Raw genomic sequence first — 26,636 nt, 5'->3', positions numbered from 1 at the left:
TGAAAGGGTGCCGGATTCGTCCGGCACCCCATTCGTTATGGCAAAAGCTCCTCGTATAACTCCTTGTATTGCTGCGCCGAACGGTTCCAGCTGTAATCGCCCTGCAGAGCGCGGGTTAACAGCTTTTGGCGCACCTCTTGGTTCCTCCATAAAGCTAAAGCGCGGCGAACCGTGTACAGCATGTCCCAGCTGTTATAGGGGGCAAAGGAAAAGCCGTTGCCCTCCCCCGTGTATTCGTTATAGCTGTGCACCGTATCGCGCAAGCCGCCCGTCTCCCTTACGATCGGCAGGCTGCCGTAACGCAAAGCAAGCAGCTGGCTGATTCCGCAAGGCTCGAATTGCGAAGGCATGAGAAACAAATCCGAGCCGGCATAAATCCGGCGGGCGAGACCGTCGTCAAAGCCAATATAAGAGACGACTCTTCCTTTGTGACGATGCTCGGCTTCGCGGAACAGATGCTCCAGATGCGGATCGCCTGTTCCAAGCAAAGCAAGCTGAACATTTTCGCTGTGCATCAGCTCGTCCAGCTGCTCGAGCACTAGCGGAAGCCCTTTTTGATCCGTCAGCCGGCCAACCATGCCGATTAGCGGGACTTCAACATCCTCGCGCAGGCCAAGCTCCCACTGGAGGGCGGTTTTGCATACAAGCTTGGCCTCCGGAGCATCGCCGGAATACCGAGCCTGTAATTGCGAATCGGATGCCGGATTGTATAAACCGTCGTCAATTCCGTTAACGATGCCAACCAGACTGTCCCCTCTGCCGCGCAGCGTGCCTTCCATTCCGCAGCCGTATTCCGGCGTCGTAATCTCCCAAGCGTATGAAGGGCTCACGGTTGTAACTCGGTCAGACAGCTGGATGCCGGCCTTCATGAAGCTGACCGATCCGTAAAATTCCACATGATCGTAAGTCAAATAATGCGGAGGCAGACCGAGCAAATCTCCCAATACATGCGGCGGGTAATTACCCTGATATTGCAGGTTATGAATAGTAAATACGGTCTTAATGCCCGCGTATTCCTGCCGCCAGCTGTAATGATGGCGCAGCAGCGCGGGAATCATGCCGGTATGCCAGTCATGGCCATGAATGAGATCGGGCCAGAAGCCGATTGCGGAGAGAGCCTCCAGCGCGGCCCGGCATAGGAAGGCAAATCGCTCCCCGTCGTCGTCATGCCCGTATGCGGAGCCTCTTTTGAAATATTGCTCGTTATCAAGAAAATAATAAATAATACCGTCATGCTCCAGTTCTTTGATTCCGCAATACGCGTACCGCCAGCCGACCGATACCCGAATCTCCGCAATCGTCTTCATCCGCGAGCGGTAACGCTCCGGTATGGAGGTATAGAGCGGCAGTATGACGCGCGCTTCAACCCCTAACGGCTTCAGTGCCGCCGGCAGCGCGCCAAGCACGTCGCCTAACCCGCCAGTTTTCAGAAACGGGGCGCATTCCGCCCCCACGAACAATACTTTCAAGATCCCTCTCCCCTTTGGCTCTCGACTCTTATACCTTTGCAATCCGTTCCCTCTGCCGGCCTCTGCGCTTGCTGCCCGGTACCGGGAGAGCCAGCTCCTTATGCAAGACTTGCGGCTCCTGCTCCATGCGGACGGCAGCACGCGATTCCTTCTCGCGTTTCAGAATAACGACCGAAAGCGGCGGAAGCGGCAGCTCAATGCTATGCTTGCGGCCATGCCAGACTACCGGCTCCGACCGGACGACCGCCCCTTCCGCGGCGGCAAGCTCCATGAATCCGGAGCCGCCGTAAGTAAGGCTGTCGCTATTGAGCAATATTTTATAACCGCCCTGGCTCGGAACTCCTATCCGGTACCGCGTATGGGCATGCGTATGAAAGTTGCAGAGAATGATCAGCGACTCCCCGTTAGCCCTGCCTTTACGTCTGTATACGATGACGCTTTGCCCCTCATCCTGGAAATCGATCCACTCGAACCCCTTCGGCGAGGAATCCAGCTGCCATAATGAACGCTGTTCTATATACAGGCGGTTTAATGCGCGGACAAAATCCTGCAGCTTGCGGTGCTGTTCATACTCGAGAAGCAGCCAGTCCAGCTCCGCCTCATCGCGCCATTCGATAAACTGGCCGAATTCGCCGCCCATAAACAGCAGCTTTTTGCCCGGATGCGTCATCATATAGCCAAGCAGCAGCCGCAGACCCGAGAACTTCTCCTCGTAGCTGCCCGGCATTTTATCCAGCAGCGACTTCTTCCCGTGAACCACCTCGTCATGAGACAGCGGCAGCGTGTATTTCTCGTCAAAGGCATACCAGATCGGGAACGTCAGCAAGCCATGATGCCTGCTTCTCTCGTCGGGTTGATGGGAAAAATACTTCAGCGTATCGTTCATCCAGCCCATATTCCATTTATGGGTGAAGCCCAATCCTCCCTGCTCCGGCGGAACCGTCACGCCCGGATAGGCATGCGACTCCTCCGCCATCATAAGCGCATAAGGGAAATGCGTCCTCACCACCGTATTCAGCTTTCGCAAAAAGGCTGCCGCCTCCAAATCCTCCTTGCCGCCATGCCGGTTCGGCCGCCAACGCCCATCCGGACGGTCGAAGTTCCGGAGCAGCATGCTCGTAATCGCGTCTACCCGAAAACCGTCAATATGGTACACGTCCAGCCAGAACAAAGCATTCGAGATCAGAAAACCGCATACCTCCGGCTTCTCGTAATCAAAAGCAAGGGTCCCCCACTGCTCCTTCTCCGCAATCAGCGGATCCGCATTCTCGTATAGCGGGCTGCCGTCAAAAAGACGCAGGCCATGCGCATCCTTTGCGAAATGTCCGGGAACCCAGTCCAAGATAACGCCAAGCCCCAGACTATGGCAGCGGTCTATAAAAGCCATCAGCTGGTGAGGATCCCCATACCGGCTTGTTGCGGCGAAATAGCCCGTCCCTTGATAACCCCAGGAACGGTCGTACGGGTGCTCCGCCAAGGGCATCAGCTCGATATGGGTGTACCCCATCTCCGCCGCGTAGGCGGGCAGCTCCTCCGCCAGCTCTTCATACGTATACAGCCGCCCATCCTGATGCTGCCTCCATGTGCCGGCGTGTACCTCGTAAATATTTATAGGCTGGCCAAACAGCGGCTTGCGTCCGCGAAGCCAGCTCTTGTCCTGCCATTCGTAGCCGTCTAATGAGCAGATGACCGACGCCGTGCGAGGCCGCACTTCAGCCTTGAACGCATAAGGATCCGCCTTCAGCTGCCTGCCGCCAGCCCTTGTCTCTATATCGTATTTATACAAATCTCCATTGCCAAAGCCCTCGATAAATCCGCTCCATATCCCCGACTCTCCGACCTTCTCCAGCTCATAGCCGGCTTCCTTGAACCCGTCCCAGCTATTGCGGTCCGATGCGACGGCAAGACGTCTTGCGTTTGGTGCCCACACCGTGAAACGAACGCCGCTGCGTCCTTTTTCCACCGCTAAGTGAGCGCCCATCTTCCGATAGCTGTTCAGCCATGTTCCTTCGCGGAATTGATAAATATCGTCTGCGCTAAGCTTGTTGCTTCGTTTCAATATTTCCAACCTCCTAAAAAGAATTGTCACATGCTCTTGGTGACAATTCTTACTTCGTAAGCATGTGCTTAAGAATTGCTACCACTTTTGTAGCAATTCTTTGCATCGTAAGGATTTGCTTAAAGAATTGGCGCCTGCTTTGGCGGCAATTCTTGCTTCGTAAGCCAAAAAACACATTCCAGAATGTTTAATACCCGCTAATAGCTTTATAGAAACAGCTGTTTCAAAGGCGGAAGCTCTGGTGTAAGCAGATGATACAAGGACACTTTCGATTATACCATCCTAATACGAGAAAGCTTGGAGGAATATAGAATGACACAGATGAATTGCATGGCGATGTTATTGGCAGGCGGCGAAGGCAAACGGCTTGCACCCCTTACGACGGCGCTGGCCAAACCGGTTGTCCCCTTCGGAGAACAGTATCGGATGATTGATTTCCCGCTTAGCAACTGCATGAATTCGGGAATTCGACGGATTGGCGTGCTGACTCAATTTTGCGCGGACACCGTTCAACGTCATATCGGCGGCGGAGAAGCATGGCTGAACGCCGTGCAGCCTAAGCATCTGGGTGAGATTGCGTTATTGCCCGCTTCCGAAGCTTCTCCAAACGGATACTACGCAGGGACAGCTGATGCCATCTATCGCAATCTAAGCTATATCGAGCAGCATAATCCGGAGCATGTTCTCATTCTCTCCGGCGACCATATCTATCAAATGGATTACCGACCGATGCTGGAGGCGCATGTCAAAAGCGGAGCAGCCGCTACGATTGCGGTCAAGCGCGTCCCGTGGCATGAAGCAAGCCGCTTTGGCATTTTGAATACGAACGAGGATTACAGCGTGGTTGAATTTGAGGAAAAACCCTCCCGTCCAAGAAGCAACCTGGCTTCCATGGGCATTTATATGTTCCGTACCGACAAGCTGAAGGAGGTGCTGCTGAAAGACGCCGGCAATCCCGCTTCCAGCCATGACTTCGGCAAAGATGTCATTCCGATGCTGCTGCAGGATGGAGCAAGCCTGACTGCTTATCCTTATGAAGGCTACTGGCGCGATGTCGGCACGGTCGACAGCTTGTGGGAAGCGCATATGGAGCTGATTGACGGTACGCTAAGCCTGTCCGAGCCACATTGGCCATTGTATGGCAGCAGCCAAAAACGCCAAAGCCCTTTGCGTCCCGCTCTCCGAAACCTGTCTGCGCAGCGGGACAGCATTGTTCATGACAATAGCCGGATGGAAGGTGTTGCGCAGCGTTCCGTTATCAGCGACGGTGCCGATGTTGGCAAAGGCAGCCTGATATACGAGAGCATCATTATGCCGGGCGCAAGGATCGGGCGGAATGTCCGTATTCATAAGGCCATTATCGGAGAAAACGCGGTTATCGAGGACGGCGCGGTTATTGGCGCTCCTCAAAGCGAGCAAGTCGCCGTTGTTGGCCCGGGCGAGAGAGTCGCTTCCGGACGCAAGACAGCCGTTTCCGCGAGCCGCGAGACTCTTGCCGCCCTGCTCGGCGGACGAGAGCTGTACAAAGATAATGCCATGAGTTATTAATCCGGCGAATGCCGACGCAGCCAAAAAAGACCTTGGGAGTCCCAAGGTCTTTTTGGCTTAACGCAGGGTTATTGCCCCGCTGCCCACTCTGCTTCGCGTTTCTCGGCAGCAGCAAGCTGTTTCTTGTATACCGTTCCGGACAGCAGCACGCTTATCTCATACAGAATAATAAGGGGGATCGCAACCAGGCTGTCGGATACGAAGTCCGGCGGCGTCACAACGACACCGATAAAAATCATAAGGAAATAAGCAATCCGTCTCATCTTGCGGAGCCTTACCGGGTTAAGAATCCGGATGGCCGTCAGGAACATAATAACAAGCGGCAGCTCGAACAAGAGTGAGATCGGTATCAAAATATTAAACATAAAGGAGAAGTACTGCGTAATCCCAATCGTTTCTTCCAGATTAAGATTCGCCGATACTTTTCGCGTGAAATGAAAGGCCAGCGGGAACACGACAAAATATGAAAAAGATAGGCCAACCAGGAACATAATGAGCGCAAACGGTATGTATTTAATGGTTGCCCGTTGTTCATTCGGCTTAAGCGCAGGCTTCACGAAGGCCCACAGCTGATAGGCCGTAAACGGAATAGCCAGCAATAGGGCAATAACAAAGGCAAATTTCATATAAATGCCGATGCCGTCCCACAAGGAGAACGCATGCAGCTGCAAGCCTTTAGCCGGCTCTTGCTCCATCAGGAAGTTATAGGCCGGTTCGGCTATAACGAGTCCGATAATAAGGCCTAGTACGATAACAATCAGCATATAAATAATCCGCTTCCGCAGCTCGCCAAGATGCTCGAATAGCGGCATCAAGCCTTCTTCGCGAATCCGGGCCCGGTCGAAGCTCTGTCCGGAAGCCTTGTCTTGTGATGTACTCATCTTTATAGCCCCCTTTCAGCAAAAAAGCGGGCCCGGTTTAGTCCGGAAGCCGCTTATTATCCACTTCGATATTTTCCGTACGGTTCACTTCAACCCGTTTGTTGTCTTTCTCGTCATCCATCATATCTCTTGCGCCTGCTTTAAACTCCTTCAGCGTGCGCCCGAATGCGCGTCCCAGCTCAGGCAGCTTGTTTGGTCCAAACAACAGCAAAGCGACAATTGCGAGCAAAATAAATCCCGTTGCGCCAATTCCAGACATCCTCGATCTTCCTCCTCATCGTTATACGCTTATGTACTACACTAACCGTTGTTCAAACCGCCATATCCCATACGGACAATGTCTTCTCTCACGATAGTCTGACCAGCTAATATACGAGGCAGCAGTACATCGAAGGAAGTATACGGATCATGCATGACGCAGCCCGGCAATCCCATAATCGGCACGCCGTTCAAATAACCCATAAGCAGCATCGAGCCCGGCAGCATTGGCGTGCCGTAGCTGACAATATCCGCTCCGGACGCTTTTATCGCGCCTGGTGTCCGGTCATCAGGATCAACCGACATTCCGCCGGTCACTAGTATCATATCATAACGTTGCTCTAGCAAATAGTGTATTTCCTTGACAATTATTTGTCGGTCATCCGGCGCGAAACGATGCTCGGCTACTTCCGAGCCAAACGCTTCCAGCTTGGAACGGACGGCCGGACCAAATTTATCCTGAATGCGTCCGGAAAATACTTCGCCGCCGGTTGTCAGAAGTCCCGCGCGCAGCTTGCGGAAAGGAACGACCCGAAGAGGAGCCTCCCCTTCATTGGCCGCTCTATATTCCGCAGCCAGTCTTTCCACCTCTTCAACCTTTGCTTTAGGCACGGTAAGAGGAATGGCTCTGGTAGCAGCGAGCGCCCGGCCTTCTTGTACGACGCTGTTCGTCTTCACCGTCGCCAAGGCAACCTCTCCAAGCTCATTAATCGCTTCCACGAGAATTTGGTCTACTAATGCAAGACCTTGCATTGCAGCCTTCAAGCTGACCTTGCCCTCATGCGGATCGGACAGCGCAATTCCTTCTCCGGCAAGCGCCATCGCCATCCGGATGGCCGCATCATCCTCATGCAGCTCGCTCTCGCCCAGCTCCATAATATAAATATGCTCTTTGCCGATATCCAGCAGGCTTGGAATATCCGCTTCCGTAATGACATGACCTTTTTTGAACAAACGTCCTTTGAACTGTCCGGGTATAATCTGCGTAAGATCATGGGCAAGCCGGAGACCAACCGCTTCCCGAACCGGAACTTCCTTCAGTATCGTATCCGATCCGCTCATTCGTGATCTCCATGCGTGCCGGTGACGATCTCCAAGGCATGCGGCAGCTGATCCATAATCGCCATCAGGCTCTCATGGACGCCTTTTGGGCTGCCGGGCAGATTAATAATCAGAGCTTGTCCGCGAATGCCGCATACCCCGCGGGAGAGCATTGCGCGGCGGGTCTTCTGCAAGGCGCCCATCCGCATGGCTTCCGAAATACCGGGTACGAGGCGGTCAACCACCTTAAGCGTTGCTTCAGGCGTTACATCCCTTTGCGCCAGACCAGTTCCGCCCGTCGTTAAGACCAGATCCGCTTGATAATATTCGGTCATCTCGATCATGGCCGCGATAATCTCGTCTTGCTCGTCGGGCACGATCCGGTAATCGACAATCTCTCCGCCCAGTTCTTCCTCTACCAGCTCGCGAATAACCTGTGCGCTAGTATCTTCGCGTTCACCGCGCGAGCCTTTGTCACTTGCCGTCAATATCGCTACTTTCCACCGCATCTATTATTCCTCCCATCCCTTATCCGCTCATGGGTTGTCAAATCCGATAGTCTCCGTTTTTGCCCCCTGTTTTCTCAATCAGGTATGTGGGACCGATGACCATATCCTTCTGCAGCGCCTTGCACATATCGTACACGGTAAGCGCGGCGGCAGAGACAGCTGTTAAAGCTTCCATCTCTACTCCTGTCTTGCCGGTTGTCTTGACCGTTGCTTCAATATACAGCTCATCTTGTCCGTTATCCCCGAAGGTAACATTTACGCCCGTAAGCGGAAGCGGATGGCACATCGGAATCCAATCCGATGTTTTCTTCGCGGCCATAATCGCAGCTACCTGCGACACGGCAAGCACATCCCCTTTGCCGATGCTGCCTTCCTTAATGCGGGCCAGCGTACCCGGGTTCATCTTCACCTGCGTACGCGCGGTTGCCGTTCTCGCCGTTACTTCCTTATCGCTGACGTCAACCATCCGCGCCCGGCCTTGCTCGTTAAAATGCGTCAGTTCCATTAGCGTTCACTCCAAACTCTTGCTGAAAGCTCCGTTACAATACCGTCCATTCGCCTGTCATGGGCTTGCATTGGAATATCGTCGACCAGCTGATCTTCGAACGCGATGCCAAGCCACGTTACATCGGCCTGCTCGCGAGCCAGCCGCTCGGCAAAACGGTCATAATATCCGCCGCCGTAGCCGAGACGCCCGCCTTTTGGATCGAAAGCGATCCCCGGCGTAACGACAAGACCTGGAACGTAGGTATCCGGCAGCGCCGGACACTTATCCGGGTCGGGCTCCAGAATACCGTAGGCTCCTGCCTTAAGACCGCTCCAATTGCTTAGTTTATGCAAAGTCATTGACCGGTCCGCCGGATAACATTTCGGAACAACAACCTCCGCTCCCGTCTTCCAGCCCCACTCAATCAATGAACGGGTATTCAGTTCGGAACGGAATGGCACATAACACATAAAGCTTGTCACTCCGCGATCCATCATCCAATTCGCTAAATACCGGCATGCCGCTTCCGACCGGATGATACGCTCTTCAAGGGGAATGCCGTCACGCAGCTTTGTGATAGCCTTTCGCAGCGCCGCTTTGTCCAGCGGCATCCCGTTTGATTGTTCATTCATCGTTCCCCGGCTCAGCCTTCCCATACATGCTTTTTGTTTAATTGTAGTTTACCATTGTTATGCAACTTTCGCCAATGGCGACTGGTAATATATAATGGAACGGAAAAGCCTGTCATTATTTGTTGGAGGTATTATTCATGCTGCTTCAATTATCCAATATCAGTAAAAATTATGGCATAGACGTCATCTTATCCGATATATCGATGCAAGTCCTGGAACGCGAACGGGTAGGACTTGTAGGCGTAAACGGCGCGGGCAAATCGACACTGCTCAAAATTATCGCGGGCGAGCTCTCCTACGACTCCGGTGCCATTCATAAAGCCAAGGAAACACGGATCGGCTATCTGGCCCAGAACAGCGGTCTTCAATCGAACCGCACGATCATTGAGGAAATGCGCGCCGTATTCTCCCATCTGATCGAAGCTGAACAAGAGCTTCGCGAGCTGGAGCAGCAAATCGCTGATCCGGCTCTTCACGACAATCCCAAGCGTTACGAGGATGTTCTCGACCGTTATTCCCGCAAGTCCGACTGGTTCCGCGAGCAAGGCGGCTTCGAGATCAACACCCGCATTAACAGCGTCCTTCACGGGATGGGGTTCGGAAGCTTCCCGCCTGACACGCTGATTAGCACTTTAAGCGGCGGTCAGAAGACCCGTCTTGCGCTTGCCCGCATTCTGCTGCAGGCACCGGATCTGCTCATGCTCGACGAGCCTACCAACTATCTGGACATCCCTACGCTGACCTGGCTCGAGGGTTATCTCCGAGGCTATTCCGGCGCCATTCTGGTCGTCTCCCATGACCGTTACTTCCTCGATGCCCTTGTTACGACCATCGTAGAGATCGAACGGCATGCCGCCAGACGCTACACGGGCAACTACAGCCGGTACATAGACCTGAAGGCTGCCGAATACGAGGCCGACATGAAGCAATACGAGAAGCAGCAGGAAGAAATCGCCAAGATGGAGCAGTTCATTCAGCGCAATATCGTCCGCGCTTCCACAACCAAGCGTGCTCAAAGCCGACGTAAAGCGCTCGATAAAATGGATGTGCTCGACAAGCCGCTTGGCGACTTGAAGAAAGCCCGTTTTACGTTCGAGATCGAGCGCCAGACGGGCAAAGACGTATTGGATGTCGCCGACCTGTCCGTCAAGTTTCCGGAGAAGGACCGCCAGCTGTTCCAGCACGTTTCCTTCAAGCTGTCCCGCAGCGAAACGGTTGCCCTCATCGGACCAAACGGGATTGGCAAGTCAACGCTGCTAAAAGTATTGGTCGGACAAAGACAGCCGCAGGCCGGCACCGTCCGTTGGGGCTCTAACGTCAAGCTTGGGTACTATGACCAGGAGCAGACCGGGCTAACACCGTCCAATACGGTGCTAGAGGAAGTATGGGGCACATACCCGCATATGGAGGAAGCCCGCGTGCGTACCGTGCTTGGCAACTTCCTGTTCAGCGGCGAGGATGTCCTAAAGCGCATTTCCTCCCTCAGCGGCGGGGAAAAAGCGCGCGTCTCGCTAGCCAAGCTGATGCTGGAGCAGGCAAACGTCCTCATTCTGGACGAACCTACCAACCATCTGGATCTGTTCAGCAAAGAGGTGCTTGAGTCCGCCTTGCTCGATTACGAGGGAACCTTGCTCTTTATCTCCCATGACCGTTATTTCCTTAACAAAATGGCGGAACGTATCGTCGAACTAACTCCGACAGGAACCGAGCATTTCCTAGGAAATTATGATGACATGATCGAGAAGAAAGCCGAGCTGGAAGAAGCCCGCCTCGAAGCAGCGGCAAAGCTGGCCAGCAAATCCAACCAGCCTGTTGCGGAAGCTCCAACTTCCTACGAAATGGATAAGCAAGCCAAACGGGAAGAGCGGAGCCGCCTTCGCAAGCTGGAGCAGCTTGAGCAGGAGATCGCTTCGCTGGAGGAGCAGATAGCCGAATATGAGGTTCAATTAACCGATCCGGCTATCTTTAACGACTATATGGCCATCCAAGAGATTCAAGCCAAAATTGAAGGTAAACGCACATCGCTTAACGCCGCTTATGAGCAGTGGGAACAATTAAGCGAATAAGCGCCAAGACCTCCCCGCGCATCCCAGTGATGGCGCCGGGGAGGTTTTTTTTATATCTTTTTCCTCTCCAAAAGCTTGTCCATGATGGAGTAGAGGAATCCTGCCAGCCCAAACAGAATAAGGGCACTATTTACGTTAAGACCGTATCCCTTTACGTAATAGTCGTCCCCCAAATCATAAAATTGATCAAACACCCATATTCCGACTATCCCCCCGGCAATGGAATATAAGACGATTCTCGCAGGTAATAGCTTTACGAACCTCGTAAGAAGCAAAGTTAACGGAAAGAAAGTCACCGCGTATAGAATAATGCTGCTAAGCAAGCAAAACATAACGAAGATGCTGCCCATGTTGCTCAGCCCGTAATATTCCGTCGTCGTAATCTTGTTTCCCTCCCATATTTCCAGACCGATAGCAGCCATCGTAAAGAGGATAATATAGACCACCCATAACCATATATATTTCATTGCTTTGCCTCCACCTTGCACTCATATGTATGCTGTAAACCTTATGGATACAATTATACTTTGTTTTATATAAAAAAGATGCTTACGCCATATAGGCGTAAGCATTGAGAGGGAAACCAAAAGTTAGGGTGATCTTACATAGACAAATCATGGGGATACGTTTCCGCAGCTTCCGCCGCAGCTATCCCATATAGGAAGACTTTCACGCTCACCGGCGGTGAATCGCGAGAAGTCGGGGTAAGCATCAATTAAGTTAAAAATTGCTCCATGCGAATGAGGCCAAGCCGTTTGGCTTCTACAATCGCTTCGGATCTTGAACGCACGCTCAGCTTCTCGAAAATACGGGTTAAGTTGTATTCTACCGTCCGCTGGCTCATATGAAGCTTGGCAGCGATATCCTTATTACTGCTGCCGTTAGCCACTTCCTGCAAAATATCCTGGTCCCGTTCATTAATCGAGATCTCTTCGATCGCTTTCTCCGCTCGGGTAATCTTCACTTCATTACGCCGCAGCTGCTTCAGTAGGGTTATCGGAATAACCGCTTCCCCCCGCATCGCGCAGCGGATGTTGTTATGAAGCTGCTCTCTCGATACCGTCTTGGAAATAAACCCGGAGACTCCGCATTCAATCAGCAGGTTGTAATGGGTGCTGATCTCATAGCCGGTATAGATAAGAACCCGGCGGTCGGGATCTTGCTGAATGAGCCGCTTCGTAAGCTCAAGACCGCTGATTCCCGGCATATTCAGGTCACACAATATAATATCAAAGGGGTCATGATTGACGGCATCGAGCGCTTCCATGGCGGATAGCACGACGGTTACCTTCATTTCAGGATCCTGTTCGATCATGGTTTTGGTTCCTTCACCAACGGAAGGATGATCATCAACTAATAAGATACGAATCACGCAATAATCCCCTTTCCGAACGACCGGTTGTCATTGTCTCCGGCAAGTTGATTACAACCTCCAGCCCGCTTCCGCGTTTCGACCGGAACGTAATCTCCCCTTCAAGGCTCGCTACCCGCTCTTTAATGCCGGACAGCCCCATATGCTCAAAGGAGGCTTTCATATAATCAACATCCATCCCGATACCGTCATCCTTGTAGCGGAAGTAGATTTTTCCTTTCCGCTGTTCAAGCTCCAGGGTAACCCGGTTCGCCTGCGCATGCTTGGCAGCGTTCCTGAGCAATTCCTGCACGATCCGGTAAATGGCTGTAATTTGCTCTTCGTTAAGCGGATGGGCAAACGGCTTCGGCCGGAAATCAACGGCGAAATTATCGCGCATCTGCGAGTGCTCCACGATGGATTCAACCGCTTCGATGACGCCCATCTCTTTCAGAAGCGGCGGCCACAGTTCATTGCAGGTCTCCCGGATCTGGTGAATAACGTCCAGCAAGCCTTCCTTGATCTCGTTCAGCTCATCGCTGAGATTGTCCGAGATGGGATAATCGTTCATCAAACCCTCCAGCTTGCGGTACCAGATTAACTGGTCCTGCAGCGCGGAATCGTGAAGATCGGCAGCCAGCTTCCTGCGTTCGTTCTCCGACAGACAGAACAACAACCGCAGAACCCAAGGGGCGGTAGTCTGCTCCTTGCGCACTTCCGATTCCAGGTCCTCAATCAGGCCTTCGATCAGGTATAGATTCTCAAAGACAATACTGGAATAATTCGCGAGCGTCTTTAACCAACGCAGCTCGTCCGAGTTGAACCGGGTATGGTTTGTCTTCGAACCGATCCAGACGACATGGTACTTGGAACGCTGTCGGCCGATTACAAGCCCTATGCCATGCGGCAGCTCCACCATTTCGCCAACCTGCAGCGACTCCGCCACCTGAAGCAGGAACAAGGACGTTCCTTTCTCCTCGTCGGATTCACCCAGCTTGTGCACGGAGCCGTCTGCCTGATCCACAAGGACAAAATCAATCCGGTTAACCGGGAGCAGGTCGCTGATCTCTTGCTTCAGCACAGCCTCCAAATCCGCTCTCTTCATCACGGTTGCAACCTTGCGGGAGAATCGGTCCAGGCTGTCCTGATAGCTGTACATGGCTTTGAACAGCTTCGGCCGGAACTTATGATCGATTTGCTCCTTCACGTACAAGAAGAGAGTCATCACTACATAAGTAGTCAAGAAAATTTGAATGTAACCAATCCAGGATACGTCTGCCTTTCCATTCAGCACTCCGATAATCGCAAGCGTCAGCAGAAGAGCCGGCAGGGCGGACAGAAGCGTATAATATTTAAACCTTGTCAGGATGAAGTCAATGTCAAAGAGCTGATTGGATGTGAGCAGATAGAAATAAACGATCGGCAGCACAAACAAAAATAACGAAGTAAAGGCAGCCGGCAAAATCTGTCCCCCGCCTATAAAGAGCGGCAGCAGGTTCATTGCCGTAAACGGCGTAAACGCCACAATATGCGATACCAGCGTGATTTTGAATAACGAATTAAACTTCGTCTTGCGGTACTGCAGAAACTTTCTGACGAGCTGATAGATGCAGATGAAATTCCCGATAAGCAAGGTACCGTAATACAACATCCGTATGTAGACAAACGCGCTGTTCGACACCAGGTCCGTCCAGACATACAGCAGCATGCCCAGCTCCACTGCGCCAAACGTGCTCAGCATTCCGATTAATCCGGCTTTGCTGATGAAGACGACATTATACCGCTTCATGTACTGATTCATAAACTGCAGGAAAATAATCGGCACTGAAGGGAGTACGAAATAGATAATCGAAAATCCGACAGGATCGCTTCGATAGGATGCCGCCGAGGAGTAATAGCATAACCCAATCGTGGCAAAAAACAGCATAAGCATCAATGCCGCGCTGTCATTTTTCCTTTTCGAATACAGAAAAGAAGAAAACCCTGCGAACAGGATCAGCGAAATAAGCGGTATGTACAGCTGAATGAACCATTCCCAACTGGAATGATCCCCATACCAGCCCCGGTTAAACTCTATTAACTGCTGTTCCCTATTACTGTGCTCGACCAGCACGGAATCTGATTTCTCAATGGAAAAAAACTTCTTCACATTACTATATTGACCTGCCGGCGCGTCGTTCACGGAAATAATTTTATCGCCGACCAAGATGCCTTTGCTAATCGCTTGTCCGGCAGGCTCGAGAGCTTTCACGAAATAATCTCCCTTTGAACCTTGCACTAGCTCGACGCCTATAAAAGGCTCCTTGATGATCGTAAGGGTCAAATAGAGCAAAATGACGAGAAATGTAATCAGGAAGAGAGGTGCTGAAATTCTAAGAGTTGGTCTAAACATCGTATCTCCTCCTGCACTCGCATGAAGTCGTTTTATGGCTATATTAGCCCCAAACAGCCAGCGTGTAATTACCTTTTTTCTCGTCTTGATTCTTCAGCGCATCTTGGAGTGCTTTGTGCTCAGCTGCGGATACGCCAGCCAATTGCAGCTGTCCACCCATCACCATCGACATTTTCTCTTTGCTTGCAGCAAGCGAACGAATAGCATCTTTCAACATTTAAAATTCCTCCTCTGCTATAGTAGAATCAAATTCTGATTCTACTATAGCAGGAAATCTTTCGACAGCAAACGCCAACATGTCCCGTATTTTCCGCAATCGTCATTGCGGTTTGTGAAGAAAGGCTCTAGCTGGAGAAAATCTCTAGGAGCTTGTCCTTAGCCGAGGCGGTCTCCGGTACCTCTTCGAGCAGTTCCTGGAACCGGTTAAAATGCATCCTCATGCGCACCGAGCCGTATAATGCCGCCCCTGTCCGGTCGCACGCTTCTTCCAGCATTTGTTGCCTGCCTGCGACATCCTCCGACTGCAGCCTGCCTTCGAAATAGTCCAAAATCCATCGATCCCCTTCTGCCAGTTCCTCCAAAAGGAACAGGGTAAGCAGGGTCTTTTTGCGCAAAATGAAATCATTCTTGTCATCCCAGCGAAGCAGGTCCTTAATATCATTTTTAATTTGGGCCGCCATTCCTACTTCCTCGGCATATTCCGCAACGACGGGATGCCATTCCCGGCCTGCCAGCATGACCCCCGCCATGCAGGCGAATACGATAAGCGCCGCCGATTTATGCTGAACCATGGCGAGATAGGAATCCTCGTCCGTCACGGCATTCATCAAATCCAGCATTTGTCCGTTTGCCGCCTTCAGCAATTGGCCGTTCATCATACGGGCCACCCGGAGCAGCAAGACTTGATCGAACTCCAGCTCCAGCACCGCCTGCTGCGAAAGCACCATGAAGGAGGCCGCCGCCTGCATCGCAGCCGCCGGCGGCACCTGGGACCAAGCTTGATGCGGCGCGTCCCCGTCCTGCAAATCATCCAGAATATCCGAAGCAAGAATAAATAGTTCCACAGCCGCGGCAGCCTGATAGATCTGCCCCGATTCCCCTCCGAACATCCGGTAATGAAGCACGGTCAAAAGACCGAATCTCATCGATTCGGCCTGCTTTTCCCGTATAAAAGCACGGGCATATCCGCGAAGCGGCTCCGTAGTGAAATACTTATCGGAAATCCGCAGCATCTCATGCCCGATCATAGGCACTAGTTCTTCCATCCTCTGACCTCCGTCACGGTAGTGTCATCCTTATCTTATACGATGAAAGAATATGCCGCCAACTATTTGCATCAGCTTGTCGTTATTTCGCCCCTTTCGCTTTTGAGGTTGCTTCTTGGTTTTGGATTGTTGGACGATCTCCTCCCCATTTAATTTATCGAGCAGCACGGCAATCATCTCCATGCGCTTCTCTATCACCTGGCTTCGATGAACGGACGGACTTTCGTTGGTGTCGTTTCTAGGCTCCATATGCGCAAAAGTCCTCCTTCAAACTAGGCCTGATCATCTAGGCAAGGCTACATTCCCGCGTAAGCGAAATGAACGTATACGCCTTCCATCGAAAAACAGCCCTCTGGAATTTGGGAGATGAGCTGCTGCGGAGAATCGCATCTGACGATATCCCCTTTGCGCAGCACCGCAATGCGATCGCAATTCCTTTGCATTTCCCCCATGTCATGGGATGCCATAACGATCGTTTTGCCTTGACTCTTCAGCTTCATAAGCAGTGCCCAGTAATCGGCTCTCGCCTGCTTATCAAGCCCGGTTGTCGGCTCATCGAGGAATATGATTTCAGGATCGTTCACCAGCGCGAAAGCAAGCGCGATGCGCTGCTGCCAGCCGCCGGACAGCCGTTTCACCGGCTTGTTCACGTACGGCTCCAGCTCCAGATCCGCAATAATCCGATCGATGTCATTTTGTTTGATATAAAACGATTGAAACAATTCCAGCGCTTCGCGAACCGTTAGATTGTCTACGAGCGAATTGCTGTACATATGCATTCCGATATATTCCTTCAGCTGCTTGGCTTCCATAATGGCATCCATGCCAAGTACTTCAATCGTTCCCTGATCAGGTCGGCGAAGTCCCATGAGCATCTCCAGCAGGGTGGTTTTGCCTGCCCCGCTTGTCCCGATAATGCCGAACAGCTCGCCTCTGTTTACTTCAAAGGAGACTTCATTTAAAGCGTTGTACGGACCATAGCATTTGCAAATCGAGTTTACTTGAATGACCGTCTCTAAGTTCACTGCAGTTCTCCTCCATTCAGGCCGGAATACCTACTCGCCGTAACGTGATCTAGTAATTTAACCTTACCTGAATTTGAAAGTGTTTTCACCGAAAACCATGCTGCAGATTCACGCAATTTTTTTGCGGCATGGTTTGCGGGGGCGCAATGGACAAAAAAAGCCCCGAGAGCACAAAATTCGTGCTTTCGGGGAAATGTCCACCTTTTCCACAGGTTTATCCACAATAAAACGTGAATTGTTAGTTAATTCTGTCGATAACAAAGCGTGATTTGTAAAGGTTAATGTCACTAATTACTTACAAAAGCTTCCTTATCCCTGCAACTATCCACGTTATACACATTATCCACAGGCAGGCTGTGTAAAAACTATCCACGACTTGCACGCAATTTTATGCACAGGAAAAACGTTGTATTTATCCGTTTTTTTCCTCTTATGCACAACAGTCGCGATTTTGTGGATAACTATTCCAATTAACCGACATTTTCTTCTATGACCTGTTTTCTGCTTGTCATAACCGCTTGATTGCAGGCCGCGACATAAGCTTGGGCAGCCGCGTAAATGATGTCCTTATGAATGGACGTGCCGCGGAAGCGTTCGCCTTCGATAATAATGCTCACAACCGCTTCGCCGTGGGCATCCTCTCCCGTCGATAACGAATGCAGCTCCAAGTCCTCGAATTGGGCGGCTACGGGAATCGCCTGCTGGATACAGTGGATTACCGCCTCCAATGGCCCTTCGCCCATACCGGAGTAGGAACGCTCCTGGCCGTCCTCTCCGTCCCGAATAGTAACCGAAGCAATGCGGGACTTCTGGCTGCCGGCCAATACCTGCAGGTCCATCAGCTTGTATGGATCCGGCTGCGTCTCGGTCGCTTCGCCGGCAATGCGGATCAGCTCGTCATCGGTGACGATCTTTTTCTCGTCGGCAACTTGTTTGAATTTGTTATACACATCGTTCAATTCGTTGTCCGCTACCGCAATGCCGTATTCCGACAAACGGTGCTTGATGGCATGGCGGCCGGAATGGCGGCCCAGAATAATCATGCTGCGGGAGATTCCCATAGCTTCCGGATCCATGATCTCATAGGTGCTGCGGTCCTTCAGCAAGCCGTCCTGGTGAATGCCGGATTCATGCTGGAAGGCATTGCGGCCAACAATCGGTTTATTATAGGCGATCGGATAATGCATCGCGCGGCTGACCATATGAGAGGTCGTATAAATCTCGCTTTGCTCGATATTGGTCTCGATCTGCAGCGCCGATTTACGCGTCTCGATCAGCATCGCCAGCTCTTCCAGCGAGCAGTTGCCGGCCCGTTCGCCAACGCCGTTTACGGTAACCTCAACCTGCGTTGCCCCCGCTTGCACGGCTGCCAGGCTGTTCGCGACCGCCATGCCCAGATCGTTATGATTATGCGTGCTGTAGCGAACCTTGTCTCCGCCTCGCGCCTGCCGGCGTACCGACGTGAACAGATCGACCATTTCATTTGGCAGAGCATAACCGAGCGTGTCAGGCAGGTTAATGATCGTAGCTCCCGATTCAATTGCCGCTTCGACCAGCTCAATGACGAAATCACGGTCCGAACGGGTAGAGTCCATTGCGGCAAATTGAATCTCGTCAACAAACTGCTTCGCATAAGAAATCATATCCCTTGCAATCTGAACGACTTCCGACCGCGTCTTGCGAATCTGATGGCTCAGATGGATATCCGAGGAAGAGATGAACAGATGCAGGCGCCGCTTGGCCGCATCCTGCGTCGCCTTGACGGCAGCATCGATGTCGACCTTCACCGCGCGGGCAAAACCACAGATCTCAACGTTTTGCAGCTCGCGGGAAATTTGCTGGATAGCCGCAAATTCCCCGGGGCTGGAGATCGCAAAGCCCGGCTCGATAATATCAACGCCCAGCTTCGCCAGCTGGCGGGCGATAATGATTTTGCGTTCAGGCTCAATAGAAGCTCCAGGCGACTGCTCGCCATCGCGTAAAGTTGTATCGAAGATTTGAATTTTTTTCATGGGAATACCCTCCGTTATGTGTTTTTTGGGGAACAAAAAAAGCCTGCCGTCTCTGTGTAAGAGACGACAGGCCCGTAATTGAGCTGCCGTGGTACCACTCTCATTGGCCGGAACCTTCATGAAGCAGCCAGCCGTGCTGGCTAAACTTTAGCTTCATGCGGGTCCGACCCGCTTGAACACCCGATGACGGAGGTTTACCGTAACGATGTACTCGCCATAAGCTCTTGCTGCTATTAAGCAGCCGGCCGGCCTCCATCATTCCGCTCCCAGGCGAGTTCAAGCTTAAGCTTCGACTGCGTCGCACCACCCCGCAGCTCTCTGCAGCGGCAATTGCTCCGATCAGGCTCTGCCTGATTCCTCAATTGCGCTGTGTTCCCGCTCTATTGCTTTACTGATCCTGTTCCCAGCGTTTTGTATATGAAATAGCGAATGTTTATTCGTCTGTGCGAAGCACGAAACTTCCCAATCCTAGTTCAAAGACACCAAAAAGCCTGTCGCCTCTTGAAATCAAGAGACGACAGGCTATCATTAACCTGCGCGGTACCACCCTTGTTGACATCTACTGCTGCAAAGTTAAACAGCTTTGAATGTCCACCTTAGGCACATTGCCAACTCCGGATGTTGACGAATGCGCACCCTGTTACGGGGGTTAACCGTAGCAACGTACTTGCGGGCTATCCATGGCCAGCCGCGCTTATCCGCTGCTCCGCTCCCAGGCGAGTTTCAGGTATCCTTCGACTGCGTTGCACCTTCCCGCAGCTCTCTAAACCCGGATTAGCCTTACTACTCCTGTTCTTAGCGTTTGCACAGTATGAAGTTTGAACTATTGGTACCCATTATATTCTCCAACAAATATTCTGTCAATTCCAAGAATTAAAATAAAAACAAAAATATTTATGAAGAGACGGATGGCTTAGCCCAGCCCTCCAGCGAGAAATTAGGCTCCGCCTTCATATCCAGCGAAGTGAATTCCCCCTTCTGCCATTTCAAAAAGGCCGCGGCGCCAATCATGGCCGCATTGTCCGTGCAGAGCTTGTGCGGCGGAACCAAGAGCGGCACGCCTTCCTTGTCGCAGCGCGAAGCGAGTGCTGCGCGCAGCCCTTTATTCGCCGCTACGCCGCCGCATAAGAGCAGCTGCTTGGCGCCAAAGGCGCGGACGGCGCGAAGCGCTTTTTCGACGAGTACTTCGGTCACCGACTCCTGGAATCCGCGGGCAAGAGCGCCGGCATCCAGCGTTTCGCCTTTCATGTTCGTCTGATTGATAACGGCAAGGACGGCAGACTTCAAGCCGCTGAAGCTGAAATCATAAGAATCGGGCTCCAGCCATGCGCGCGGCAGCTCAATGACCGCCTCCGCTTCCGAAGCAAGCCTGTCGATATGAGGTCCGCCGGGATAAGGAAATTTCAAAGCTCTTGCTACTTTGTCGTAGGCCTCGCCAACCGCATCGTCGCGGGTACGGCCAATCATGCGGAAGCTGCCTTCGCTCTCCAGCAGAACAAGCTCCGTATGCCCGCCGGAAACGACAAGCGCCATACACGGGTATTCCAGCTCATGAACAAGCTGATTGGCATAAATATGACCCGCGATATGATGCGTCCCGATAAAAGGCACGTCCAGCGCCATCGCAAGGCTTTTCGCCGCAACGATCCCAACCAGCAAAGCCCCTACAAGACCCGGGCCCTGCGTGACGGCTACCGCTGAGATATCCTGAAGCGTAAGGCCGGACTCCTCTATAGCCTGCTCGATCATAAGCGTAATGACTTCGACATGCTTGCGCGATGCGATCTCGGGGACAACGCCGCCGAATTGTTTATGAATCTCGATCTGGCTCGAGATCACGTTGGATAGTATATGTTTACCGCCGCGTACGACAGCGACCGAAGTTTCGTCACAGCTTGTTTCGATCGCCAGTATGACGGCATCCTGATTTGTTGTGCTCACCATTCTTGCTCCTCTGTTGCAGGCTGATAGGAATTGAGATCCGCCCACATAATTAACGCGTCCTCGTTATTATCGGAATAATAAGCCGGACGGATGCCCGAAGGCTTAAAGCCCAGCTTCCGGTACAAGCCCTGCGCAATCTCGTTGGACACGCGTACTTCCAGCGTCATTTTATTCGCGCCGAAAAAAGCCGCCGTCCGCTGCAGCTCGGTTAAAAGCCGCTCTCCAAGCCCTTGGCCCCTGTGATCGGAGCGCACGGCAATGTTAGTGACATGCGCCTCGTCCACAATGACCCACATCCCGCCATAGCCGATAATTTGGCCGTCATGCTCCATCACCATATAACGCGCAAACATATTGCTTGTCAGCTCGTTTTTGAACGCTTCCGGCGTCCACGGAGTGGCAAACGCCTCATGTTCAATCGCAACGATAGACGGGATATCCGCTACCGTCATGGAACGAAAAACAAGATCGGACAGCATTAGGACTTCGCCTCCCCCTGCTGCTTGGCGCGAAGATTTACTTCCGCCTCTGCCAGCTGGGTATAGTTAGGAGTAAGTCCATGCGTGTCCGCGATCTCGCCTTTAAGCAGACGCTCCCGGCCAAGCCAGGCTACCGCGCGGCCTTCCAGCTCGTAAGACAGCAGCTGCACCTCTGCACCGGACTGATTCTCACGGCATAAAGCCTGAAGACGTTCTGCTTCTTCCCGGTGCAGCGCCAGATCGCCAATAACCCAAATCCGTTTTACTTGCCCCTGCTGCCTTTCCGCTTCTCCGGCAATCCGGTCCACCCAGTCATGCATGAGTCTTACGCCGTCCGCCGCAAAGCCGCTCCACTCGCCATCTGCCGACATCGCGTAGCCGCCCGTGTAGACTTGTCCGCGCCGGGCATCCATAATCGGAAGCACCCAGTCTTCGCCTGTGCCGGCTCCGGAAGCAGAAGCTGCACCAAGCGGAATGCCTGACGCTTGATGCCAGCCACCGTAGGCGATCGCCTCAAGGCTGGATACGCCGATCAGGGGCTTGCCCCATACCCAAGCGAGCGTTTTTGCTGCCGCAACCGCAATCCGCATCCCCGTATAAGACCCCGGCCCGCTGCCAACCGCGATTGCGCCTACATCCTTGGACGTTACGCCGCATTGTTCCATCAGCTGCTTGATATGGGTAATGACGTGCACGGAATGGTTTCTTTCCGCAAGCGACTGCATATCCCCCAAAATACGGCCTTTATCCAAGATCGCTGCAGCAAAAGCAGCGGTTGAAGTATCAAACGCTAATACCGGTCCAGCCATTCGTTCAGTCATCGTTATTCCCTGCTCCCATCTCATTCGAAAACGCATCGCTCCAAGAGGCATACGGCTCGCCGATTCCGGAGATCCGGAACTGGCGCTCCTCGCCGCCCTCATGCGCAATATATATTTCCAGTCGCTCCGGCGGCAGCAGCTCTTCAATCAAGCTTGCCCATTCCACGATCGTAACCCCGTCGCCGAAGAAATAATCGTCCAGCCCCAGCTCATCGGCCTCTTCCAGAGACAAACGGTACACATCCATATGATAAAAGGGCATCGCAGCCCCCTCGTATTCTTTAATAATCGTAAACGTCGGACTGTTTACGATATCCGTTACGCCTATGGCTTTCGCGAATTTTTGCGAAAAGGTTGTTTTGCCGGCTCCAAGGTCTCCGTCCAGCGCAAGCACCGTGCCCGGTTTCGCAAGTCCGGCAATCCGCTGCGCAAGCAAGGCCGTTTCCTGCTCGCTCCGTACGTTAAGCACAACTTGTCCTTCGATCGTCATCTTCTTCACCTGCTTATTGCTCAAAATGATTATAGCCCCGTTTAGCCAGCGGCTGCCTCAGCTCGCCTCTGTCCGTCGCGCGGATTAATTCGACCGCCGGCTCTCCTGCCGACGTCTCCCCAATGATGTAAAAGGGCAGCCCTTCCGCATGGAAAGCCTCCTGTGCCGCTGCCGCATCGCCATACTCCATCGTCCCGAGCAGCACATAATCCTCTCCGCCGTACAGCATCCATTCCAGCGGATCGATGCCAGCCGCGCCTGCATAAGCGGCCATACTGCCGCTTCGAGGCAGCTGCCGCTCGAATAAAGATACGGCAAGCCCCGATGCTTCAGCGATCTCCCAAGCCTCGCTGGCAAGACCGTCGCTTACGTCGTTAAGCGAATGGCAAGTACCCCGCGCCAGCAGCAGACGTCCCGCCCGTACCGACGGAGACGGCCGGCGGTGCGCCCGCACAAGCTGCGCCGCCCGTTCCCCAGCAAGCCTATCCGCGCCGCGTTCCCGCTGCGCGAGCAGGAAATGCAGCCCGGCCGCCGACTTGCCGACGGGCCCGGTCAATACAACCGCGTCGCCGGGCTTTGCCCCCGACCGGCGCAGCGCTTTGCCCGCTTCGACGGCGCCTGTCACCGTCACCGCGACAACAAGATGCTGCGGCGACGAGGTGGTATCGCCGCCAATCACCGCTACGCCATATTGCTCGGCGCAAGCGTACAATCCATCATAGAGCCGGCGCATCTGCTCCGGCCCTACCTGCCTCGGCACGCTTACCGAAACAAGCGCCTGAAGCGGCACGCCGCCCATGGCAGCTATATCGCTCACATTGGAAGCGAGCGCTTTATAGCCGATATCCTCGCAGGACATCGTTACCTCGTTAAAATGCACCGTCTCTACCATCGTATCCATCGCCATGATGTATTCATACGGTGAAGCTACGCCGGCAATCGGAGCGGCAGGGTCAACAAGCGCCGCATCGTCTCCAATGCCAAGCCGGACTCCGCGTTCCCGCTGCCAGCTTTCGCTTTGCCGCCCCGAAGTCCAATGGCGGATGCTTGCAAATTCGTCCACTGCCTTTTCTCCCAACTATCCTTTTAGTGAATATCCCGCTTCTTGAATCTGCCGCCCTTCACATCGTGAATATTGCCAACCGCAAGAAACGCCGAAGGATCCAGCTCTTGCACAATGGACTTCATCTTCGCTTCCTCCAGACGGGTTATGACGCAGAAAATAATCCGCTTCTGCCCACCGGAAAAACCGCCTTCCCCATGCAGATACGTCACGCCGCGCCCAAGTCGGTCCATAATGGCCGAGCCAATCTCTCTGGCCTCATCGCTGATGATCCAGACCGCTTTGGATTCTTCGAAGCCTTCCATCGTAATATCAATCATCTTGTAGGCAATGTAATAGGCGACGAGCGAATACATCGCGCGGTCCCAGCCAAACACAAAACCCGCGCTTCCGAGAATAAACAAATTAAAAAACATCACAATCTCGCCAACCGAAAAAGGCAGACGCTTGTTAAACAAAATAGCGATAATCTCCGTGCCGTCGAGCGATCCGCCGAAACGGATTACGATACCGACTCCAATCCCCAGAATCACTCCGCCAAATATCGAGGCAAGAAAATATTCCTCCGTCAAAGGCGGAACGGGATGAAGCAAGAAGGTGCCAAGCGACATCACGCTTACCCCGTACAGGGTCGACATCGCGAACGTTTTGCCAATCTGCTTGTAGCCAAGCACCAAAAAAGGCAGGTTAAGAAGGAATAGGAAAATACCCAGGGGCAGTCCCGTCAAATGGGATACGATAATCGATATCCCGACGATCCCGCCGTCAATAATGTGATTGGGGACCAAAAAAATCTCCAATCCTACTGAAACAAGAGCCGCTCCCAGCGTGATAAACATAACCCTGCGAAGCAGCTCCAGCTTAGGCAGCTTTAAGTGCTGTGCATGTCCCGTCATATGTAGCTTGTTCCTCCCCCCGAACTCGCTAATTACGATTATTTTACCTTAATAAACAAGATATTCAAAGACCGGCCTGTGCAGAATATAGCAATCCACCTCGAAACTTGTCCCATAGGATGTCAGGTTAAGAAGCAAATCACGCATATGATGTTCTTCCGGTCGCTATTGCTCGGGGATTCCTTTGAATCAATTCTCATTAACCTATTAGAAATAAAAAAGCGGCTGTGCACGTTATAACTAGCACAGCCGCTTTGAATCTAGTTCGTCGAATTAACCGATAACGGCAAATGTCTCTACGCCGGATGGAATCGTTCTAGTACGGAATAAGGCTCCGTCGGCGCTTCGGAAGATCCGGAGCGTAAACGTTGCATTTGTAAGAATCGTAATATTATTGAAGCGAATTACGCCAAAGCGGTCGAAATTCGCGGTGGAAACAACTGTGTTCCCTCTGGATAATCTAGCAAAAAAGCCGGTAGTGTTAAACGGAATCCCTTCCTCGTTTACCCAAACGATTGTCAATCTGTTAAAAATCGGGCCTGATTGCTGAGGTGCTAATTGGGCCGTTCTTTTAATTACTTTTCCCTTGCCTTTGGAAGGACTTTTTAAAGTCGGTCTTATTCTAGCAGCCATTTGTCACCCTCCCTCCTAATTCTTTATTAGAATATTCAGAGAGTGATAGCTTGGTATGGATAGAATCCTATGCACGTCCGTCCAAAATTACAATTCCTTGATGATCGTCAAATGCAGCTCGTCTTTTAATTCCAGATCATACGGCGAAGCCGGTTCCTTGCCGTCCGCTTCCCGGATAATCCGGACTCTTGGCCGATGCAGGGCAAGCTCGCTGTTAAGAGACACAACCCCAACCTGTCCCGAGCTGAGCAGTACCGTCGTTGATACCGGATATATGGATATATGCTTGCAGAACAGCTTGATCAGATCAAAATCAAAGTAAGTATTGCCTGCGGCAAACAGGAATTCAATCGCCTCGGAAGGCGTATACCGCTTGCGGTGAGGCCGCGGAGAGGTTAGCGCATCATAGACATCCGCAATTCCCACGATTTGGGCATACATATGAATCTCGTCCCGCTTCAGCCGGCGCGGATAACCGGAGCCGTCATAACGTTCGTGATGCTGAAGCGCGCAATGCGCCGATACGACGGAGATATCATGATATTTGCGTAAAATATCAAAGCCTTCCTTGGTATGACTCTCCATCACTACCCGTTCTTCGGCTGTCAGTGGTCCTACCTTCTCAATCAGCTTTTGCGGGATCTTGGTCATTCCGATATCGAACAGGAGCGCTCCGATGCCAAGCTCCTCCAGCTGGTTGCGGTTATAACCCTTCGCAATTCCCATCACTCCGGCAAGCATTGCGACATTCACCGAATGATGGAACAAATAAGCGTCGGCGACATGAATATTCGTCAGATTGACCATCATGTTGGGCCTAGCCGTCAAATCCGTCATAATCTGGCCAAACACGTTGCGAAAGGTACGTCCCAAATCCGGGGCGATCGCCCTGCCCTTCATTACAACCGACTGGTCCTTGAAGGAATTCATCGTCTTATAGATCGCTTCCACCGCCTGCCGGCGGGTCTCGTCCCTGAGCGTATCCTCGGGAATAAGATCCTCTGTCATGCCGTCTTCAATATAAACAATATCCACGCCCAAATTTTGAAGCCGATTTATATAACGATCATTCAGCTCTACGCCTTCGCCAAGCAGAACCCGTCCATTATCTTGAAATATCGGTTTTGCAAGCTTGTCCCCAGGTTTGACCGATCCAATTTGCACTTTTCTCATCGCTCATACCTCTTTCGATCGATACTCAATCAACAGTACGAAGCTATTTTATCAGATATACGTTGGGCTGACCATCATGGAAGGATATCTATCATTGTTTCTTAAAATAATGACAAAAAAACTCGGCATACCAGGTCTGTTA

26 protein-coding genes are annotated in these 26,636 nt (G+C 52.3%); 2 read left to right on the top strand and 24 right to left on the bottom strand.

Annotation, left to right across the window (positions count from 1 at the left end):
• Nucleotides 1–35: 35 nt before the first annotated feature.
• A complete protein-coding gene (gene glgA, locus ACR9FF_RS05375) occupies nt 36–1,469 on the bottom strand; it encodes a glycogen synthase GlgA (protein ID WP_435169546.1) in 1,434 nt (477 codons plus the stop codon).
• A gap of 28 nt (nt 1,470–1,497) precedes the next feature.
• The gene (gene glgB, locus ACR9FF_RS05370) at nt 1,498–3,528 is read right to left on the bottom strand and encodes a 1,4-alpha-glucan branching protein GlgB (RefSeq protein ID WP_435169544.1); all 2,031 of its coding nucleotides are present in this window, start codon (nt 3,526–3,528) and stop codon (nt 1,498–1,500) included.
• A 312-nt stretch (nt 3,529–3,840) separates the two neighbouring features.
• Here glgB and ACR9FF_RS05365 point away from each other — a divergent pair, with 312 nt between their 5' ends.
• Nucleotides 3,841–5,076 (top strand): sugar phosphate nucleotidyltransferase, encoded by a 1,236-nt coding sequence (locus ACR9FF_RS05365; protein WP_435169542.1) that lies wholly within the window; start codon nt 3,841–3,843, stop codon nt 5,074–5,076.
• 68 nt (nt 5,077–5,144) lie between these two features.
• Here the strand turns inward: ACR9FF_RS05365 and tatC are convergent, their stop codons facing one another.
• The 6 genes from tatC to ACR9FF_RS05335 are packed head-to-tail and all read right to left on the bottom strand — an operon-like array spanning nt 5,145 to nt 8,884.
• Nucleotides 5,145–5,957 carry a twin-arginine translocase subunit TatC gene (tatC, locus tag ACR9FF_RS05360; RefSeq protein WP_244935623.1) on the bottom strand — a complete coding sequence of 271 codons (813 nt, stop codon included), beginning with the start codon at nt 5,955–5,957 and terminating at the stop codon, nt 5,145–5,147.
• Between the two features lie 37 nt (nt 5,958–5,994).
• Nucleotides 5,995–6,216, bottom strand: a complete 222-nt coding sequence (locus ACR9FF_RS05355) for a twin-arginine translocase TatA/TatE family subunit (protein WP_015842666.1) — start codon at nt 6,214–6,216, stop codon at nt 5,995–5,997.
• A gap of 41 nt (nt 6,217–6,257) precedes the next feature.
• Nucleotides 6,258–7,277: a molybdopterin-binding protein gene (locus ACR9FF_RS05350; RefSeq protein ID WP_435169540.1), complete on the bottom strand. Its 1,020-nt coding sequence runs from the start codon at nt 7,275–7,277 to the stop codon at nt 6,258–6,260.
• Entirely contained in the window at nt 7,274–7,765 is a 492-nt protein-coding gene (locus ACR9FF_RS05345) for a MogA/MoaB family molybdenum cofactor biosynthesis protein (protein ID WP_116393672.1), read from the bottom strand. Before ACR9FF_RS05345 ends, ACR9FF_RS05350 begins: the two co-directional genes overlap by 4 nt.
• Nucleotides 7,766–7,802: 37 nt before the next feature.
• Nucleotides 7,803–8,270 (bottom strand): cyclic pyranopterin monophosphate synthase MoaC, encoded by a 468-nt coding sequence (gene moaC, locus ACR9FF_RS05340; protein WP_015842663.1) that lies wholly within the window; start codon nt 8,268–8,270, stop codon nt 7,803–7,805.
• Nucleotides 8,270–8,884 (bottom strand): 5-formyltetrahydrofolate cyclo-ligase, encoded by a 615-nt coding sequence (locus tag ACR9FF_RS05335; RefSeq protein ID WP_435169537.1) that lies wholly within the window; start codon nt 8,882–8,884, stop codon nt 8,270–8,272. The genes moaC and ACR9FF_RS05335 overlap by 1 nt, the downstream gene beginning before the upstream one ends.
• A gap of 137 nt (nt 8,885–9,021) precedes the next feature.
• On the opposite strand from ACR9FF_RS05335, the gene ACR9FF_RS05330 reads away from it, so the two are divergent.
• Entirely contained in the window at nt 9,022–10,950 is a 1,929-nt protein-coding gene (locus tag ACR9FF_RS05330) for an ABC-F family ATP-binding cassette domain-containing protein (protein WP_435169535.1), read from the top strand.
• Nucleotides 10,951–11,000: 50 nt separating this feature from the next.
• On the opposite strand, the gene ACR9FF_RS05325 is transcribed toward ACR9FF_RS05330, so the two are convergent.
• The 16 genes from ACR9FF_RS05325 to ACR9FF_RS05250 all read right to left on the bottom strand — a co-directional run bounded on the left by ACR9FF_RS05325 (nt 11,001) and on the right by ACR9FF_RS05250 (nt 26,494).
• Complete coding sequence (locus ACR9FF_RS05325; protein ID WP_435169533.1) at nt 11,001–11,417, bottom strand: hypothetical protein; 417 nt, start codon at nt 11,415–11,417, stop codon at nt 11,001–11,003.
• A gap of 248 nt (nt 11,418–11,665) precedes the next feature.
• Nucleotides 11,666–12,322 carry a response regulator gene (locus ACR9FF_RS05320; RefSeq protein ID WP_435169531.1) on the bottom strand — a complete coding sequence of 219 codons (657 nt, stop codon included), beginning with the start codon at nt 12,320–12,322 and terminating at the stop codon, nt 11,666–11,668.
• Nucleotides 12,300–14,693, bottom strand: coding sequence for an ATP-binding protein (locus ACR9FF_RS05315; protein ID WP_435169529.1), 2,394 nt, complete (start codon nt 14,691–14,693; stop codon nt 12,300–12,302). The genes ACR9FF_RS05320 and ACR9FF_RS05315 overlap by 23 nt, the downstream gene beginning before the upstream one ends.
• A 43-nt stretch (nt 14,694–14,736) precedes the next feature.
• Nucleotides 14,737–14,910, bottom strand: a complete 174-nt coding sequence (gene comX, locus ACR9FF_RS05310) for a competence pheromone ComX (protein WP_015842656.1) — start codon at nt 14,908–14,910, stop codon at nt 14,737–14,739.
• Nucleotides 14,911–15,037: 127 nt separating this feature from the next.
• Nucleotides 15,038–15,958: a polyprenyl synthetase family protein gene (locus ACR9FF_RS05305; RefSeq protein WP_435169526.1), complete on the bottom strand. Its 921-nt coding sequence runs from the start codon at nt 15,956–15,958 to the stop codon at nt 15,038–15,040.
• A 30-nt stretch (nt 15,959–15,988) separates the two neighbouring features.
• On the bottom strand, nt 15,989–16,207 hold the full coding sequence (locus ACR9FF_RS05300) for a hypothetical protein (RefSeq protein WP_116393664.1): 219 nt from the start codon (nt 16,205–16,207) through the stop codon (nt 15,989–15,991).
• 47 nt (nt 16,208–16,254) lie between these two features.
• Nucleotides 16,255–16,983 (bottom strand): ABC transporter ATP-binding protein, encoded by a 729-nt coding sequence (locus ACR9FF_RS05295; protein WP_116393663.1) that lies wholly within the window; start codon nt 16,981–16,983, stop codon nt 16,255–16,257.
• Nucleotides 16,984–17,453: 470 nt separating this feature from the next.
• Entirely contained in the window at nt 17,454–18,995 is a 1,542-nt protein-coding gene (locus ACR9FF_RS05290; RefSeq protein WP_127495716.1) for a 2-isopropylmalate synthase, read from the bottom strand.
• Nucleotides 18,996–19,889: 894 nt separating this feature from the next.
• A complete protein-coding gene (gene tsaD, locus ACR9FF_RS05285; RefSeq protein WP_435169523.1) occupies nt 19,890–20,939 on the bottom strand; it encodes a tRNA (adenosine(37)-N6)-threonylcarbamoyltransferase complex transferase subunit TsaD in 1,050 nt (349 codons plus the stop codon).
• Entirely contained in the window at nt 20,933–21,418 is a 486-nt protein-coding gene (gene rimI, locus ACR9FF_RS05280; RefSeq protein WP_201008442.1) for a ribosomal protein S18-alanine N-acetyltransferase, read from the bottom strand. The genes tsaD and rimI overlap by 7 nt, the downstream gene beginning before the upstream one ends.
• On the bottom strand, nt 21,418–22,239 hold the full coding sequence (gene tsaB, locus ACR9FF_RS05275) for a tRNA (adenosine(37)-N6)-threonylcarbamoyltransferase complex dimerization subunit type 1 TsaB (RefSeq protein ID WP_435169521.1): 822 nt from the start codon (nt 22,237–22,239) through the stop codon (nt 21,418–21,420). Before tsaB ends, rimI begins: the two co-directional genes overlap by 1 nt.
• Nucleotides 22,232–22,729, bottom strand: a complete 498-nt coding sequence (gene tsaE, locus ACR9FF_RS05270; protein WP_127495751.1) for a tRNA (adenosine(37)-N6)-threonylcarbamoyltransferase complex ATPase subunit type 1 TsaE — start codon at nt 22,727–22,729, stop codon at nt 22,232–22,234. Before tsaE ends, tsaB begins: the two co-directional genes overlap by 8 nt.
• A gap of 13 nt (nt 22,730–22,742) precedes the next feature.
• A complete protein-coding gene (thiL, locus tag ACR9FF_RS05265; protein WP_435169519.1) occupies nt 22,743–23,792 on the bottom strand; it encodes a thiamine-phosphate kinase in 1,050 nt (349 codons plus the stop codon).
• A 23-nt stretch (nt 23,793–23,815) separates the two neighbouring features.
• Nucleotides 23,816–24,688 (bottom strand): YitT family protein, encoded by an 873-nt coding sequence (locus tag ACR9FF_RS05260; protein ID WP_435169517.1) that lies wholly within the window; start codon nt 24,686–24,688, stop codon nt 23,816–23,818.
• Between the two features lie 273 nt (nt 24,689–24,961).
• Nucleotides 24,962–25,321: a hypothetical protein gene (locus tag ACR9FF_RS05255; RefSeq protein WP_435169515.1), complete on the bottom strand. Its 360-nt coding sequence runs from the start codon at nt 25,319–25,321 to the stop codon at nt 24,962–24,964.
• A gap of 87 nt (nt 25,322–25,408) precedes the next feature.
• Nucleotides 25,409–26,494: an HD-GYP domain-containing protein gene (locus tag ACR9FF_RS05250; RefSeq protein ID WP_116393650.1), complete on the bottom strand. Its 1,086-nt coding sequence runs from the start codon at nt 26,492–26,494 to the stop codon at nt 25,409–25,411.
• Between the last annotated feature and the right edge of the window lie 142 nt (nt 26,495–26,636).

The sequence above is a fragment of the Paenibacillus glycanilyticus genome, from assembly GCF_051200795.1.
GTDB classification, from domain to species: Bacteria; Bacillota; Bacilli; order Paenibacillales; family Paenibacillaceae; genus Pristimantibacillus; species Pristimantibacillus glycanilyticus.
This window is presented reverse-complemented; position numbering and strand designations above follow the sequence as displayed.